Annotated in this window: 8 protein-coding genes; 1 reads left to right on the top strand and 7 read right to left on the bottom strand. The window is 53.7% G+C overall.

The features are described from left to right. Nucleotides 1-434 precede the first annotated feature (434 nt). Nucleotides 435-2750 (bottom strand): hypothetical protein, encoded by a 2316-nt coding sequence (locus LZP73_RS16540; RefSeq protein WP_234236065.1) that lies wholly within the window; start codon nucleotides 2748-2750, stop codon nucleotides 435-437. A 1158-nt stretch (nucleotides 2751-3908) separates the two neighbouring features. Here LZP73_RS16540 and LZP73_RS16535 point away from each other — a divergent pair. Then, complete coding sequence (locus LZP73_RS16535) at nucleotides 3909-5630, top strand: Ig-like domain-containing protein (protein ID WP_234236064.1); 1722 nt, start codon at nucleotides 3909-3911, stop codon at nucleotides 5628-5630. A gap of 91 nt (nucleotides 5631-5721) precedes the next feature. Here the strand turns inward: LZP73_RS16535 and LZP73_RS16530 are convergent, their stop codons facing one another. The 6 genes from LZP73_RS16530 to LZP73_RS16505 all read right to left on the bottom strand — a co-directional run bounded on the left by LZP73_RS16530 (nucleotide 5722) and on the right by LZP73_RS16505 (nucleotide 17616). Then, nucleotides 5722-7362 (bottom strand): DUF11 domain-containing protein, encoded by a 1641-nt coding sequence (locus LZP73_RS16530; protein WP_234236063.1) that lies wholly within the window; start codon nucleotides 7360-7362, stop codon nucleotides 5722-5724. A gap of 313 nt (nucleotides 7363-7675) precedes the next feature. After that, on the bottom strand, nucleotides 7676-8488 hold the full coding sequence (locus tag LZP73_RS16525; RefSeq protein ID WP_234236062.1) for a DsbA family protein: 813 nt from the start codon (nucleotides 8486-8488) through the stop codon (nucleotides 7676-7678). Nucleotides 8489-8637: 149 nt separating this feature from the next. After that, on the bottom strand, nucleotides 8638-9996 hold the full coding sequence (locus LZP73_RS16520; protein ID WP_234236061.1) for a sigma-54 dependent transcriptional regulator: 1359 nt from the start codon (nucleotides 9994-9996) through the stop codon (nucleotides 8638-8640). 293 nt (nucleotides 9997-10289) lie between these two features. Continuing rightward, a complete protein-coding gene (locus tag LZP73_RS16515) occupies nucleotides 10290-11186 on the bottom strand; it encodes an MBL fold metallo-hydrolase (RefSeq protein ID WP_234236060.1) in 897 nt (298 codons plus the stop codon). A 113-nt stretch (nucleotides 11187-11299) separates the two neighbouring features. Continuing rightward, nucleotides 11300-14344, bottom strand: a complete 3045-nt coding sequence (locus tag LZP73_RS16510) for an efflux RND transporter permease subunit (protein WP_234236059.1) — start codon at nucleotides 14342-14344, stop codon at nucleotides 11300-11302. Beyond that, complete coding sequence (locus LZP73_RS16505; RefSeq protein ID WP_234236058.1) at nucleotides 14341-17616, bottom strand: efflux RND transporter permease subunit; 3276 nt, start codon at nucleotides 17614-17616, stop codon at nucleotides 14341-14343. Before LZP73_RS16505 ends, LZP73_RS16510 begins: the two co-directional genes overlap by 4 nt. Between the last annotated feature and the right edge of the window lie 12 nt (nucleotides 17617-17628).

The raw sequence follows: 17628 nt of genomic DNA, 5'->3' as shown, positions 1-17628 counted from the left end.
ATGAGCCCAGGTTGTTCTATCCATGTTCTCTGTCCATGTATTGTCTCCTGTACTGCCTACATCATTTGAGACAAGGGTAGAATGCTGATCTCCGGCTACTGACGTATAGAAAGCAAACACCAGACCATGTTTTTAAGTATTTGATTTTAATTTGAAAAATGCGATTTATTCTTGGGTCTGAGCCGCTTCTGTTACACTCTGAGCAACAAATGAGTAACATGTTGGGTTGGCATGTCATTGTATCTGACTGTAAGTAAAGCTATTTCATGTGTAACGACAGACTGTTAGCCTGCTTGTACACTGCATTTGCTGTTGCACATTTGGTTCGGTTTCGGACTTCAGTTTGTCGATCCAGCCGACGTAAGAGACGCCTATAAAAAAGGAGCCGGGACAGTGCCTCGGCTCCTTGGGTGTTGGGGTCAAGCCTGCTGGCATTACTCTGCAGTCATGACTTGTATCGATACATCGTTGGTTGAATCATCTCCTTCGTTGTCTTCCACTCTGGCGACAACATCGTCGAGGAAGTTAATAGGCAAGGTGTTTTCGAGTCCAGGTTTGAACTCTATGGTGAAGGCACAGCTGTAGGTATCGGTTCCTGAGCCGTTATAGCCCAGCTGATGACCTTCATCACAAGGCAGATAACCTATGCTGTCGAAGTTACCACCACCGTTGATCAGCCTGAAGCCTGCTTCATCGGCACCGGCAAACACGTTGATGCCACCCACAGTCAGCAGTGTCAGGTTGACATTTTCTATGCCGGCGTTATGAAGTTCCAGTACCACCAGCATGCTGGCCGCGAAGGCCATGTCGGTGGCCGGTGCACCGGGTATGAAGGTGACTGTGGCATCGTCCATGGCCTCTACCGCTTGGCCATCCTCGTCCACGCCGTCGATTGTCGCCACATTCACATGCACATCACCCGCATCACCTGTCAGGTTCTGGGCAATGGTACAACTGGCGCTATGGCCGGGCATCAGCATGAAGCCATTGAGTGCTGTGGGCGCAATAGGATTACCGTCCAGCATGTCGACCATACAATCGCCTGTGATGTCACCGAAGACGGTGTCTGTCAGGCTGCTGAAGGTAACAGTATCGACCCCGGCGGCATCGACGCTGAATTCGAAGGTGTAATTGACCATACGGCTGACCGCAGGATCATCACCTGTTTCCAAAACCTCGATAGGATCGGCGGTTTTGGTCATGGTGATCATCGAAGGTATGTCGTTGATCTGTACGGTTTCAGAGTCGGAACCACTGGCCTCATCGCCCTCATTATCTTTACCTTTGGCTGTGGCCGTGTTGGTATGCGAGCCTGCGCCAGACGCACTGATAAATTCGACGAAACTACATTCATAATAGCCACCGAATGGGATGAAACCGCCTATGGCACAAGTGCCTTTACCGTCGAGGTTACCGAACTTGTCATCCATCAGGGAGGTGATCTCCAGCGGTGAATCATAGTCGGCCGACGTATTGTTCACTCTGATGGTATAAGTGACATCGGCACCCGACTCGGGGACCTGGTCGGGATCGGCTGTCTTGGTCATCGTCAGTGATGGGGGCAGGTTAGTGATGTTGACCCTGACTACATTACTGCAGTGATCGCCTATGACACTATCGACTGCGGAACAGGTGTCGCCATCGGTGACGGGATCGCCATTCTTATCTATCAACGCCAGTTTGATCAGATCGTCATACAGCTCTGGGCTCTGATCGTCGGGTAGGTTAGAGTCGACAATGTGCACCTTGAACTGACAGCTGTAGGAGCCGCTGGGGGCAATTTCACCTATACCGTTCCCCATATCTACAGGTTGAGTACAGTTGCTGGCTGTCAGATAGATACCATCAGCGGAACCTGCTGCGCCGGTGGCGCCCCAGAGGTCGAGCGAGGTTTCATAACTGCCGTCGGCACCCGAGTCTATTTCGTCGCTGAGCCCGGTGATAAAGATCGAGGTCTGGGCGTTGGTGTTGGTGAAGTTGACGTTAAAGGTGTATTCGCCTCCCGGTTCCGGATAGGTACCTGTGCCCACCAGGGTCTTGGTGATAACAGGTGGGTTGGGTTTGATGAAGACATCTATGTTGAAGGTGTCACAGTTACACTTGGATCTTGTGTTAGGTACCTGGCCGGAGAAAGGATCTTCTTCGAGGGTACAGTTGTTACGCTCTTGGTTATCCCAGGCGGCGCAATAATGGAAGTCGGCACGATTATCACCGTCTTCGTCGGCACACAACATGGTAAGGGACTCACCCTGCAAGACGTAGGAGTCGGGACCATATTTCTTGGTGATATCACCACAGACATCGCCATCGAGATCGACATCGGCTTTCATACCGCTGTCGCCGGGTTTAGAGATTAGCAAAGAACAATCGCGTTTCCCCGGGCCATGCACAACCTTGGGACTCTGGGATGTCAAGGGCAGATAGAAGGTAGTGTCATAACGCTCGTTGGCATTGACTTTCACTGTCACATCGGCATCGAAGGTGAAGACTTGTCCCGGGGTACATACGGCATTGGGATCCAGTGGGACGACCTTGGTGATCTCTACGTCATTGGCTGTACAGTTCAGGGTGCCACCCGACAAGGTATTACCGTCGAGCAGGAAGGCATCCGCCATACAGAATTTATCCGGCGGAGTTAACTCCCAGAAACTGGCATTGGCGGGCGTAATACTTGCAGCGTACAAGGCCGCGGTGCTTATCAAGGCACCGCCCAATGCCCTGATAAGCCGGTTACAGTTGAATCGTTTCATAATATTTCCCATCTATTTCAGTGTTTCCAAATCAGTCATGGAAAGTGAGTCATATGCAGCCACAAGAAGTCATAGGACATTCTGCAATCAGGACCACTCAACAGATTTCTTTCATAACCATTTGTATTAAAGGTGGAAGTTATTTTCATTAACAGTTTTGATTCATAGCCAAGCTACCTATGCAGGCGTTAACTGCGGTCCTATGTTGCAGTAGCTGTGGCAAACTCAGGTTGCACCATCCCTATCAATCAAGACTGGGGTAGGTACACGAGTTCAGGCTACAGGTATGAGTAAAGCAAGTGTTGGGCCATTATTAACTCATTGATTTAAAATATTAAAATGTTTGGCGTGACTGATGCTGAACCTAAGTTGTTACACCTCTATATGGCAAACGAATAGCCTCTAAGGCGGTTATTTCACTGTATCCAATTGTAAAGTAATAAATTTATTTACAGCCCCATGCAATCAGCTTGCTTGGCACAGTTTGTGTGCGTTGTTACACCTTTCCTGTTTTCGTTCTTTGGGGCTAGCTGTGTCGGCTTGAGGTGGGATGCACTCATGGCGATGGTACCGAGTCACAACGCATGTGATATGGGGGATCATTCAATTTTCCGGTGAAAATCAGGCTTTCAGTGGGGAAAGCATCGATAGGTGTTATTTTCAGCAGCAATGCAATTTGTTAGCAAATGTAACATCTTGCTAACACTCATAAAATGAAAGATTTACCAATCAAATTATCCAGCGTTTTGTTCTGTAAAATGATTACATTTCAGTCAAATGTTCTGTTGTGTTGCAATTTATTTAATATAATTAAAAGCTTGCTGAATAGCTGTTCGGGGGCTTTCTCATTTTATGGCTTTATCCTTGATTCTGATACAAATTCAAAAAAACAACCCAAAAACGATCGAAAAATGATCAATTACTGGTTGTTATATCGCCAATCCTTTTGCTAGTATGCCGGCTGTTTTTACTCGCAAAGCCAGTAAACGCCTGGGTTAGAACGAGTGAAGTTGTTAAGCGGGTTTAAGAATAATTGACTCGGCCTTCGGGACCGAGATGCAAGATTATTTACATAGTTTAGGGGTAACGAATTTGAACATGATGAATGTTGTTGCGGCATCAGGTTTTTCCGCAGTAAAGGTATTAAGACCTTTAGCCATGTCACTGTTGGCATTTTCTGCATTCGGCTTTGCGGTGTCTTCTGCTGAGGCTGCGGTTACAGGGGAACAGAAAACCTTGGTGTTCCTGGTTAACTTTCAAGAAAACCCGAATGAAGCGCCGCTGAGCAGCGCAGAGGCGAATTCGTTGGTCTTCGGTACTGTCAATGATTTCTATCGCGCCAACTCCTATGGCCAGCTGTGGTTATCGGGAAAGGTTGCCGGTCTCTTCACCGTTCCCTTGTCCAATACTGTGTGTAATGATGCGGCTGTGGCAGAGGCGGTTAACACTCTGGCGGTGGATGCAGGTGTGCCAATCGCAAACTATGATCGTTATATTTACCTGACCACCAGCACAGCCTGTTCCTCCGAGGGTTCAGGCACTTCCTCCGGACTGCCTTCGCGCGCGTCTATCAATGGTAAGTTTGCTCCCAGAGTCGTGGCCCATGAACTGGGGCATAACTTAGGCTTGTCTCATTCCAGTGCACTCGATTGTGGTGATGTCATCCTCGGCGATCAATGTCGGGTGCTGGAGTATGGTGACAGCTATGACACCATGGGTAACCATGATATGGGCTACTTCAATACCTTCCAGAAGGAGCGTCTGGGCTGGATGTCTTCCTCTGCGGCGCCCAAGGTGACTTTGGTGCAGCAAGACGGTCTGTTCACCATCGGGGCTTACGAGCAAAATAATGGCTTGCCTGTCGCATTGAAAATTCCCCGTGGTGCGGACCCTGTTACCGGCAAGATGCGTTGGTTCTATATCGAATATCGTCAGGCCCTGAGTCATGATAGCTTCCTGGCGGATCGCTCTTACCAAGCCTATCGTGGCGATGTGACCGAAGGTGTGGTGGTGCGTCTGGCAACCGAAGGTGAGCCGAAGAGCAGCCGTTTACTGCACCTGAAGCCAAACTCCACATTCAAGCAACTTTTTGGTTTCAGTGACTGGGAAGATCCGGCGATGGCGATAGGTGACACTTTCACCGACCCTGAGTCAGGAGTGACTTTCAGCCTGCAGTCTGCCAATGGCAGTACCGCCGACATCAGCGTTCAGATGGGCTCAGGCTCAAGCCAGTGTGTGATTGCGACTCCCGTGGTCTCTTCGGTGGTGGGCTCCGGCTCGGCAATGGCGGGTGATACCCTGCAATACAGTGTTAAAATAGAAAATCGTGACTCAGCTGAGTGCGCCGCCAGTGACTTCTCGGTCAAGGCTAGTGTATTGAGTGGTTGGTTGGCCAACACTGTGACAGTGAATTTGGCCCCGGGACAAACTCAGCAAGTCAACCTGTCGGTGACTTCCGCAAGCACAAGCTCTGCTGGAAGCTACAGCATTCCCGTTACTGCCGCCTCCCTTGTTAATGCCAATGTTAAAGGGAGTGTCAACCTGACTTACCAAGTGGCATCACCCTCGACCGGTGGCTCTTCATGCTTGGCTGCGAATGATGATTTGGTGACGATTTCGAGCAAGCAGGCCGTTACCATAGCAGTACTGGGTAACGATACAGTCCCTGCTGGTACTCAGGTGACAGTGCAAGCGTCTGGCGCAGCCAAGGGTAGTGTTGAAATCCTGAGTGATGGCAGTGTACGTTACACGCCGGCCAAGAGCTTCAAGACCAGTGACAGCTTCAGTTATACCCTGTCTGATGGGATCAGCAGTGCCAGCGCGACCGTGCAGATAAGCCTGGTTTCATCCGGCGGTGGCGGTAAGGGTAAGCGCCGCTAAGGGTATTTATCCAAAAGAAAGGCCTGGCGTTAGCGCCAGGCCTTTTTGTTTTTCACCGTTAGTGCTGAAAGGTATCTCCTATTGCAGGCGATCAGTTACCGCTCGGACAGATAGGGCAATCTGCAGAAGCTGTGTTACTGGTCGATGAACCGTCAAGTTTAAGCTGACCACTGGCCAAAACTGTATCGCGGAAGTTTTGGTTGATAGGGTTAGCGAAATCTTTGGGTATGTAGCTGCCGCTGTAATTCATACAGGCGTCAGGACCTAGGGTGATGCCGGATAATACCGCGACATCGTCTCCAGGATCGCCAGGGGTGCCCGAATCGTCGACGACACTGACATTGATCAGAGTCAATCCAGGGGTGGTTGTGTTACATACCTGGCCGCTGAAGCTGACCTCGGCTATGATGCCGTTTTCTGTGGGTACGAAGCTGCTGCTGCACTCCTTATCGACATAGATCATGGGCGACAGGCTGAGAGGCTCACACTCATCTCCGGCTGTGTCTGTGATGGTGGAGGCACCCGTTGGGCTGCCTGAGGCAGTCACAGTGACACTGTTCGAGAGTCCATTGCTGCTACTTTCGAAGCTGCCGCTGTAGGGGGCTTCATCGCCTGACAATATGGTGCCGAGCGCATGCATGTTGCCGGCCTCACTATCTGTGACCACAACATTATACAGGGTACCACTGCCGTCATTGATGACCTTGCCTTCGTACTGATAGACATAACCCGTTTCGGTTGCATTGACCTGGGCTTGGCCGCAGACCTTGGTGATATCGACGCTGCAGAGATCGAAGTCATGCAGGACAAAGTCTTTGAGGGTGGCGGTGAACTCGCTCGATGAGCGTGTCTCTGCCATGAAGCTGCTGAAGCAGTTATCCCCACCGACGAGTTGGGTCAGGTTGATACCCCCTTCGAATATGGATTCATAGGGGAATTGATTGGCCGTATTGTCATTTTTTGACTGATAGGGCCAAGGTGAAGGCGTTGGATCATAGGGACCATCTTCATCATTGGTGATGGCGCAGACCAGATCGCCGGCCGCAGAACCGCAGATGGCGGCACTCTTATGTAACAATCTTATGTTGGCGGCGTCGCATTCCCCGACACCTGGGTTGTTGCTGGCTGCCTTACTGCAAGAGTCATCCCATATGTCGACGCGGATCTCGGGACTGGCACCGGAAGCTTGGGGGAAGTTGGTCAGCACCAGCACATCGCCGTTGGTGTGTTCACCTTCAAAACTGCCGTCGCCCTTGGCTTCGACGTGTTGTTTAAAGAACCAGAAGCCCATGAAGGCATCACCCTTATTGGAAATCCGGTCGGCGCCGAAATAAATGAGCAAATCGCCGGCAGCATTGTTGTATGCCGCGGCATAGGCATTGGTGATCTCATCCTTATCGGGCGAGCTACCAGCCTTGTGTGCCCACTGGGCTATGGGTTGGATGTCTTTGCGTCCCCCGGTGAAGATACTGGTATCTATGCCTTGGGCATTGGGTTCATCGTTGACTATGCCAGTAAATGCCGTGGTATTACCGCCGTTATTGAGTCCTCCGTTGTAGAGTGTTTCCCAGTCATAGGGCGGAGCGACACTGTCTTGAATCGCGTTGCCCTCGAGTTCGAAAATACCTTCATCATGAACGGCGAGCGCGGTCGGGGCGAATAGCCCTATGGCCAGGCCCAGAATGAACGCCGGACTTTTTGTCAGTAGTGAGTTTTTACCAGTTAGTTTCATAGCCTTCTCCATTGTAAATAATTGCTATTGCAATGAGAGGCGGTTATTGCGCCAGTGAGAAATGCAATAGCTGGGTGGAAATGACGATAACTGATAAGCAAGAGTCGGGCCTGAAGTATAATTATTTGATAAACTTACACTTTGGTGTTTTTTTGCGGTGTTTTTTGATTTAAAGGATAGGAAGTTGTATCGAAAGTGAAACAGGTGTTGCCCAGGGCAAGCTGCCTCTAACGCCTGCCATGCGGGACTCATCCGCATGGGCGCGAGTGGGGGCGGCATAGCCTGAACCCCACTCGGGCAGGCGTCCAGGTCACTATTGTGCGGCTTTCGTCTCCATTAAACTATCAAGTAAGGTGGCGAAGGTTTCATAGCTTTGCGCCCCGACCACAAGCTTGGGCTCCAACAGCCGATTGTCCTCGACTCTGCCTATGATAAAGCTTGGCGTGCCGCGGATGCCTATGCTGGAGCCGTAGGCCATGTCCATGGCAATCTTATCGGCAATCTGCTCATCCTTGAGACAGGCATTGAAACGTGTCATGTCCAGCGTCAGTTTGGTCGCAGTTTGCTGGTAGAGGGCATCATCCAACTTGGAGATGTTGGCGAATAGTGTCTCCCGCATGGGCCAGTAGGCTTGCTGTTGTTGGGCACAGCTGGCTGCCACTGCCGCCCCCTGGGCCTTGGGATGGAAGCTCAGCGGAAAGTTTCTGGCCAGGTATCTGACTTTACCCGTGTCTATGTATTGGGTCTTTATTTTGGAGAATGCCTTATCTATGTAGCGCTTACAGTAAGGGCATTGAAAATCTGAAAACTCCAGAATGGCTATCTTAGCCTCGGCTTTTCCGAGGAAAGGCAACTGGCCATCGTTATCCAGATTGGGCTGGGTGGGCAGGCTACGGAATTGCGGTTGTTGCGAGGCGGTCGCTATAGTGTGTATGTCCTTCACTTGTGCGCCTATGCTGGCCACTTCCTGCCTTAGCTGGGCTATGTCTTGTTTGAGGTCCTGCTTGAGAGACGCCAGCTCTTTTTGTGTCTCTTCCTGATGGCGGGCGCTGTCCTGGGGTTGGCAACTTATGACGCTCGTCATGACAGCCGCGAATAAGACAGGCTTCAGGTGATCGATTGACATGATGACACTCCTTGGCGTCGGCACCTGTCAGAGTGCCGTGACGCGGCTAAAGGTGGTATGCAAACTTTTCAGCTCCTTGGCGGCGGCCGGGATCTTGTCTGAAAGGCGCGCTAATGCTCTGAACAAGATTAGAAGTTGATATGACATTTTTACAGGTCGATATGGCATTTTCTTACCAAACGGTAAAAGGTGGTCCGTGAAATGTTCAGTTCTCTGGCGGCCGCCGAGATGTTGTGATTGTTGCGCTCTATGGCCCTGAGCAACACTTCCGTGTCTATCACTGTGCGCTGTTCGGCCAGATTGGCCCCCGAGTATTCTTTGCTGTGACCGGCGATCCCCAGGGCGCTCTCAGTGATGCGGGGCGTGTCCGACATCACCACGGCTCTTTGAATACGGTTCTTCATTTCGCGGATATTGCCAGGCCAGTCGTAAGCCTGCATGGCCTGGATGGCCGAGGGTGAGAACTGAAACTCGGCATCCGCCGGAGTGCATTCTTTGAGTATGATGTTGGCCAGCAGCATTATGTCTTCCTGATATTCTCTCAGGCTCGGCATGTGTAACCGCAAGATGTTGATCCTGTGGTAGAGATCTTCACGAAATCGGCCTTCTTCTATGGCGGTTTCCAGGTTCTGATGGGTAGCGAAAATGATGCGGCAATCGACCTCTATCGGTTGGCTGCCACCAATCCTCTCTATGGTACAGTCTTCGATGAACTGCAACAGATTGACCTGGAGTTCTATGGGCAAGTCGGCGATTTCATCCAGAAACAGGGTACCCTTGTGGGCCCTCTCTATGTGACCGAGATAGCGCTGATCGGCACCCGTGAAGGCCCCTTTCTCATGACCGAACAGCGCCGAATGGATCAGGCTGGGGGGCAGGGCGCCGCAGTTGACCGAGATCATGGGGCCCGAGTGGCGGGCAGACAAGGCATGGATCCATCTGGCGCACAGGCCCTTACCCGTCCCGGTTTCCCCGCTGAGCAAGATAGTGTTATCGACATAGGCTACGCGTTCGATCTTGGCATTCAAATCGCGGATCAGTTTGCCCTTACCCAAGAGCGGTGGCAGGGTTGCCGCCGTGATGCTGCCATTGCCTGGCGACGGCATGAGTTCTGCCATGCCGTTGGCGTGGCCCAGGGTGTGGTCCAGCCTATGCCAGTCGAGTGGCAGATGATGATAATCGATGAAATATTCGGGCAGCGAATGGCGAAATTTGGTGGTGTTGTTACAGGGGGTCGAGGTAATGGCGACCCATTGCATTGTGTGACCTGCATGTTTGAGGCGGGTGATGGTTGAAAATACCTGTGTCTGGCATGTCGGGGTGAGCTGGGCAATGGCAACATGGATCTGATACTGCTTGGCCAATGTCATGGCACAGTCGACACTGGTGGCTGTCAGACAGTGCCAGTTATGATGAGCTAGTTCGGAGGCTATGTCTGTTATTTGTTGCCCCAGTTCCAATATGAGCAAGTAACGGGGCCGACATGATTGCTTCGCACTCTTGGTCATGAGACACCTAATTGACTGAACAATCTTCCATGAGTGACGTTATTTGAATGTCCTAATTCTAGGAGACAGGGCGGGATCTCTCAAGCTGAACTGGCGTATGACGCCTGCTTTTACAGGTCAAAAAACCAGTCCACCCTGGCCAAGGGTTACAGACGCTGCAGAGGATGGATAGCGCTCGTCTTTTGCAGCACATTGACGTCATTCCCAGGGACTCAAGACCTATTGCAGGGGCTATTGCAGGGGCTATCGCAGGGGCTATCGCAGGGTCCAGCGCCGGCGCTTATTGCAAGCCCTCATTTCAAACCCTGGTACAGGGTCTCTATCCACCGCTCTTCAGAAACAAATTGCCAGCCCCAGTCCTTCCAGGGGGCGGGTATGCCTTGGGCCTTGATCTGGGTAAGACTCTGACCCGCTTGCAGTTGTTGTTGCATCCAGGCAATGCTTTCATCGAGCATGAGCTTGAAGCGCTGCAGATCGGCTTTGGTGGCAAGCCCGCCATGCCCGGGGATCACTTGGGTCGTGTCATTTAGCAGTGTTAACACCTGAGCGACATTATCCCGGTAACCGCCAACAGAGCCGCCGGCATCGAGATCTATGTAGGGAAATCTGTCCTTGAAAAACAGATCCCCCATGTGCACCAGGCTCTTGTCGTCCCACAACACTATGCTGTCACCATCCGTGTGGCCGGGTCCCAAATACATGACCTGCAGGGTATCGCCGTTGAAATGCACACTGATGTGTTGATCATAGGTGATGACGGGCAAAGCCGAGGCCGGCAGCTTGTTGTCGGCCGCCAGACGTTTGAGCACATTGTGGTGAGCCATGATGGTGGCCTGTTGCCCAAAATGGCCATTGCCCCCCGTATGATCCCCATGATAGTGGGTGTTTATCACATACCTGGGGGCGCCGGGTTGGATTTTGGCCAGGGCGCGACCTATCTTGTCGGCCAGAGGGGCAAACTGATCGTCTATGATGAGTATCCCGTCTTTGCCGGCGCTGACGCCTATGTTGCCGCCGGCACCTATGAACATATAACTTGTGTCTGTGAGTTGGGTCGCCTTGATCTCAACCTTGGCAAAATTGTCGTCGGCGGCGTGCAGGTTCAGGCTAGTGCAGAGGGGAACACAGAGAATGGACAAGCGCAGGAAGCGGCCTGGAGGGGAGACGAAGAGACGAATGACACTGTGCATTGGGAGACCTCAGAGAGATTGATGATAGTGGTATCAGCTTAATTTAGTTCGAAATGCGGCATAAAAAAAGGCTGCATGGGCAGCCTTTTTCACTCCTGAACATCATCCGGACATCATTGGGTCCATGGCAGCCAGCGGCGGGCTCTGTTATCGGCCTGACCCAGGGCGATAGCGGCGCCGTGGCGCATGCGGTATAGGCTCTGATAGCACAGGGGCACCAGGTACAAGCTGGTGACAGTCGAGAAGGTCAGGCCCCCTATGATGGCTATCGCCATAGGGGAGTAGGGAGGACCGCCGCCACCTATCTGCGTATCGCCCATGGCCAGGGGCACCAAGCCGAGTACCGTGGTGCCGACCGTCATCAGCACGGGACGCAAACGTGTGATACACACAGAGCTTATGGTCTTGGAGAGGGTCTCGAGTGGCGGCGACATCTGATTGATCTGATCCACCAGTACTATGCCGTTGTTGACCACTATGCCCATCAAGATCAATATGCCTATCATGGCCATCACGGACACAGGCGTACCTGTCAGCAGCAGCGCCCAGAAAACCCCGGTTATCGAGAAGAGTATCGAGGTGATGATGGCCGTCGGCAGCAACAAGGATTCGAACAAGGCGGCCATGACTATGTAGATCATGGCGATAGCCAAGATCATATTGGTCGCCATCACGGCTTGATCTTCATCCTGACGCTGGAAACCGCCCCGCAGCGAATAATCGTAACCCTGGGGAAAGTTGACCGCAGCCATCACCTGCTTGATGTGCTTTTGTGCCTCTTCCGTGGTGAGATTTTCCAGGTTAGCCCCTATGGAGAGCGAGGTCTGGCGATTGTAATGCCTTATGGTATCGAAGCGCGGGGTTATCGAGATATCGGCCAGGTTGTCCAGGGTATAGACCCTGTCGCCTATGCGTGCCAGCGGCAGCTGCTTGAGCCGTTCCAGCGATGCCTGCCAACGTTTGTCGTAGGCCAGTTCTATCCGCAACTCGCCATTGGGATCGTGGCGGAAGGAGCGCAGCGGCGAGCCGCGCAGTGCCATGGAGATGGCCGAGGCGACCTGATCCAGTCTGAGATCCAGCCTGGCGGCCATCTGTCGGTCGATACGCACTATCACTTCCTGTTGGGCACCGCTGATCTCGGAGCGGACATCCTCCAGGCCTTTAATGTTTGCCAGCAGGGGGATCACTTGCTCGCTCAGGCGGATGAGTTCCGTGGTCGAGCGTCCTGTGAGGGTGACTCTTATCCCCTGGTTTTCATTTCCCCAACCTATCTGTGGCTTGGCGATGGAAAACTTGGGAAAGCCCTCGCGGATGGTTTTTTTCAGCTCGGCCAGATCTATCTCTATATCCTTCTGCAACAACAGGGTCGATTGACCGCCGTCGGGCGAGTAGTAACTGTAGACAGAGTCTATGTGGAACTTCTCCTTGTTGCTGTAGAGATAGTCTTCCATCTTATTGATCATGGCCTGAGTGACTTCGAGGCTGTGACGTCCCTCGACATTGTAATTGATGTAGATCCGCTCCTTACTCTGGCTGTCCTGTTGATCTTTTTGCACAAACTTCAACGGGATGCCGGTCGAGGCCAGGATCAGGACGGCGATAACGCCGCTGCGCCAGGGCCGCGCCAGGATCCAGTTCAGGCTGACATGGTAGAAATGTTCCAGCCTGCTCGCCTTGGTCTGCGGGGCGATCTTGAAGTGGAACTTGGTCAGCATCAACGGCAGCAATGTCTTGGCAACCAGCAGGGAGGCGGCCAGCGAGATGCAGATGGCAATGGCCACGTGTTCGAGGAAGATGGTCAGCTCCACCTTGACGCCGACGATATTGGGCAGGAACACTATGGCCGTGGTCAGGGTACCCGCCAGCACCGCCAGGGCGACTTTATCCACCCCTGTGAGCACGGCATTCTCGCTGTTGCCTGTGTGGCCTTGTTTCTCCTGCAAGACACTCTCGGTCACCACCACGGCATTATCGATCAACATGCCGATGGCGAGCAGCAGCCCCATCATGGAGAGGATATTCAGGCTGTAACCGAGGAAATACATGCCCGCCAGCGTCATGCAGATGGAGATGGGGACGGATGACACTACTATCAGGGTCATCTTGAAGTTACGCAGGAACAGATAGAGCACGGCGAACGACAGCAGGGCACCTATGAGACCGGAAAACAGCAGATCTTTGAGTGAAGATTTGACCCCATGGGCCTGATCTTCCATGATAAACAGCTTGATCCCCTGGAATTGCTGATCTTGTTTTATCTGCTCTATCAGCTTATTCACCCTGTCGGATACTTCGACCAGATTGGCTCCTGACTCCTTGAAGACATCCAGACCCACGGCATATTTTTGATCCAGATGACGGCCTTCTATGCGTTCCGGCAGGGCATACTGGACCCTGGCTATGTCACCCAGGGTGATCCCCGGGATCAGCACCAGGGCGGTGATGTCTTCCAGACTGCGAAACTCCCCCTTGGGTGAGACCTGGTAGACAGTGGCATCGGCCCTCAGGGTGCCGGCGCTGACCACGAAGTTTTCCCCGGCCAAGCGTTGCTGTATATCCGCGGCCGACAAGCCGCTGGCCGCCAATTTGTCGGCATCCAGGCGTATTTCTATCTGCTTTTGTTCTACGCCATAGAGGGTTACCTTGGAGACCCCTTCGACCCTTTCCAGCGGCCGCTTGAGCTGCTTGTCGAGCAGATCGAAGGCGCCCGAGAGCTCCCGCTCGCTGGAGATACGTATGGTCAGAATCGGCATGTCGGCGGTGCTGAATTGCATGATCAGCACCCGCTCGACATCCTTGGGCAACAGGTGCCTAACGGCATCTATCTTCTCCCTGGCCTCCAGGCTCTTGGTGGCGACATTCTCGCCCCATTTCATGTTGAGCTGGATCTCGGCACCGTCCTGGCTCGACTTGGATTTCAGCTCGTCTATGCCGCCCATGGTTGCCAGGGATTCTTCCAGCACCTTGGTGATGTCACGCTCGACCTCGGCGGGGGTCGAACCCTTGTAGGGGACTTGTACCATTATCTGAGGTATGTCTATCCCTGGCAGCATCTCAAGTGGCAGCAGGCGGCTGGCCGCCAGGCCGAACAGGAGTATGGCGACAAAAAACATGCTGGTGGTCACAGGGCGTTTAATCGCTAAACGGGTCAGGTTCATAGCGCGCTCCCTGTGGCGTCAGCCAGGTCAGCGGATGATGCCTGGACGCTATCGTCTTTGCGATCGTACTGCTTACGATCAAATAAGGCGTATAACACGGGCAGCACCACCAGGGTCAGCAGGGTCGAGAAACTCAGACCGAAGATCACTGTGATGGCCATGGGGGCGCGAACTTCCGCACCGTCGCCCAGGCCCAATGCCATGGGTAATAGCCCCAGGGTCGTGGTCAGGGTCGTCATCATTATGGGGCGCAGTCGGGTGTGGGCCGCCTGACTGATGGCGTCGAGTTTCATGACCCCCTCGGCGCGCAGCTGGTTGATCCTGTCAACCAAAACTATGGCGTTGTTGACCACTATCCCCGCCAGCATGATGAGGCCTATGAACACCACCACGCTCAGGTGGGTTTGGGTGATAAATAGCCCGAGCACACTGCCGCCGACGGCCATGGGCACGGCTACCAGGATCAGCAGCGGGTGCAGCAGTGACTCGAACTGGCTCGCCATCACCAGGTAGACGAGGAACACAGCCAGTATCAGCGCGATTTTCAGCGACTGGAACGAGTGCTCCATCTCTTCATTCTGACCGCCGAAACGGGCCTGTACCGAGGTTGGCAGGCGCTGCTGGGCCAGTATCTGCCTGGCCTGGATGACGGCGTCGCTGAGATCGCCGTGGGCCAAATTGGCCGAGACTATGGCGACCCGCTGTTGGCTGATGCGGTTGATTGCCGAAGGACCCAGTTGCAGGCTGACATCGGCAACGGCGCTCAGGGGGATGGGCTGGGTGCTGTTGGGGTTGATGATCATGGCGTCTATGTCGCTGACCTGATCCCTTTCCTCCAGTTCGCTGCGCACCAGGATGTCGACCTTGCGATCTTTGACCGTGTACTGGCTGGCGACTGTGCCACCGATGCGCTGGGCGATACGCCCGGCCACAGTGGGCGCATCCATGCCGAGCGCCGCGAGACGGGCGTGATCGAAGCGTATGCTCAGTTCAGGCTGGCCGTCGCGCAGGCTGGTGTTCACATCGGCAAATCTATCCGACTCGGACAAGGCCGAGACCAGGGCATCGGCACTCTGTTTGAGCTGGGTCAGATCATAGCCAGAGAGCTCGATTTCCAGTGGCGTCTTGAAACTGAACAACTCAGGGTGTTCTATCTTGGCTTCGAGTTCGGGAATACGCTTGGCGGTAGTGCGCAGCACCTGGCTGACGGCGTCGAAGGCCTGATGGTCGGCCAGCACCACCTGCAACCTGCCCCAGTTCTCGCCGCCTCTGCTGGTGTCAGAGGTCATCAAGCCGCCGCTGCCCGCCTGACTATAGGCGTGCTTCACATCCGGCCTGTCCTTGATAGACAAGGCCAGCTGTTGCAATACCCTGTCCGTGACTGTGACTTCTGTGCCGGGTGGCAGCAGAATTTCCACATAGAACTCGCCTTGATTCATCGGCGGGATCAGTTCCATTCCGAGCCGAGGCAGCAGGGCTATGGCCCCCAGAGTGACGGCGATGGCCAGGCTCAGGGTGAGTTTCTGCCGGCGCAGCGCCACCACCAACAACTTGTGGTAGAGGCGCTCCAGGCCGTGATAAACGGCGTTGAAGGCACTGCTCAGGGGGCGCATCAGCAGGCCGCTGAACCAGGACAGCAGGCGACCGAGCAGCAGCGTCAGGGTCAAGAGCGCATTGGGCAAATAGCTGAACAGCAGCAGTATGGGGAAAGAAAATACCGTGGCGCTGTAATGTTTCAGCTTGGCCATTCGGGTCAGGGGCACTGCCTTGGGGGCCTTGGCCAAGAGGGGAGGCAGCACGTTGAAACCTTCTCTGGAGGCCAACATGGGAATAGAGGTCAATGCGACCAGCAAGGAGGCCAGCAGGGCGAAGGTCACTGTCAGCGCCTGATCCGAGAACAGGGCACCGGCGATGCCATCGACAAATACCAGCGGCACGAACACCGCCAGTGTGGTCAAGGTGGAGGCGAAAATGGCCCCGGCCACTTCCTTGGTACCAGTTACCGCGGCGTCTCTCTTGCTCATGCCCTCGCTGCGGCACCTGTCGATGTTTTCCAACACGACTATGGCGTTATCCACCAGGAGGCCAACCGCCAGCGCTATGCCGCCCAGGGACATGATATTCAGGCTGATGCCGGAAAAATACATCATGTTGAAGGTGGCGATGACAGAAAAGGGGATCGAAATGGAGATGATCAGGGTCGGAATGATGTCACGCAGGAAGAGATAGATCACCAGCATGGACAAGAGGCTGCCGATGAGCGCCGAGGAGGTGACTTCACTGACGGCGCTCTCGATAAACTCAGATTGATCATAGATGACCTTAAGTTCAGATACTGCCGGATCTTTGTTGATCTTGACCAGTTCATCCCGCAGCTTGTTGGCCACGGCCACTGTATTGGCGTCGCCTTCCTTGTAGATGGCCAGTTCTATGGACTCCTGGCTGCCGATACGGGTCACATCGCTGCGCTCCTTATAGGCATCTGTGATCTCGGCGACTTCGAACAGCCTGACCAGGGTCTGGCCATCGCGATAGACTATGACCTGTCCCAGTTCCTGCAATGAGCTGAACTGGTTCAGGGTACGCACCAAGTATTCCTTGTCGCCCTGAATGACCTTACCGGCGGACAAGTTGATATTTTCTGCGGCAATACGCGCCTTGATCAGATCGGCATTGAGGTTCAGCTGGGCCAGTTTATCCTGATTGAGCTGGATATGGACTTCCTGCTCCAGACCACCGGACAGCCTGACCGCCGCGACTCCGGAAAGGGCCTCGAGACGACGTTTGAGTTCTTCTTCCGCATAGGTACGCATCTGCTTCAGCTGGGGTTCGCTGGCATCGGGCACGGAAAGCGCCAGACGCATGATGGGATCCAGATTGGGGTTGAAGCGCAGCAGCAGGGGCTTCTTGATGTCCAGCGGCAGGGCTATGGTGTCCAATTTCTCACGGACTTCCAGGCTCGCCATGTCCATGTTGGTGCCCCATTCGAATTCCAGCACCACATCCGACATGCCGGAGCGGGAAATCGACGAGATCTTACGCAGTCCCTTGACCACGCCGACGGCTTCTTCGACGGGTTTGGAAATGAGTTGTTCCACTTCGACCGGCGCGGCGCCTTCATAGGAGGTGCGGATCGTCAGTGTGGGGTAGCTCAGGTCCGGCAGGAGTTTCACCGCAAGGCGGGAGAAACCGACCATGCCGAACAGGATGATGGCCAGCATGAACATCCACACTGTCACCGGCCGTTTCACGGATGTGCTGATTAAAGACATAAGGCTGGCTCC

It is taken from the genome of Shewanella sp. AS16, assembly GCF_021412365.1.
In the GTDB taxonomy this organism is placed as follows: Bacteria; Pseudomonadota; Gammaproteobacteria; order Enterobacterales; family Shewanellaceae; genus Shewanella; species Shewanella salipaludis.
Note: the sequence above shows the minus strand (reverse complement) of the source record. Positions and strands in the feature narration are given on the sequence as shown.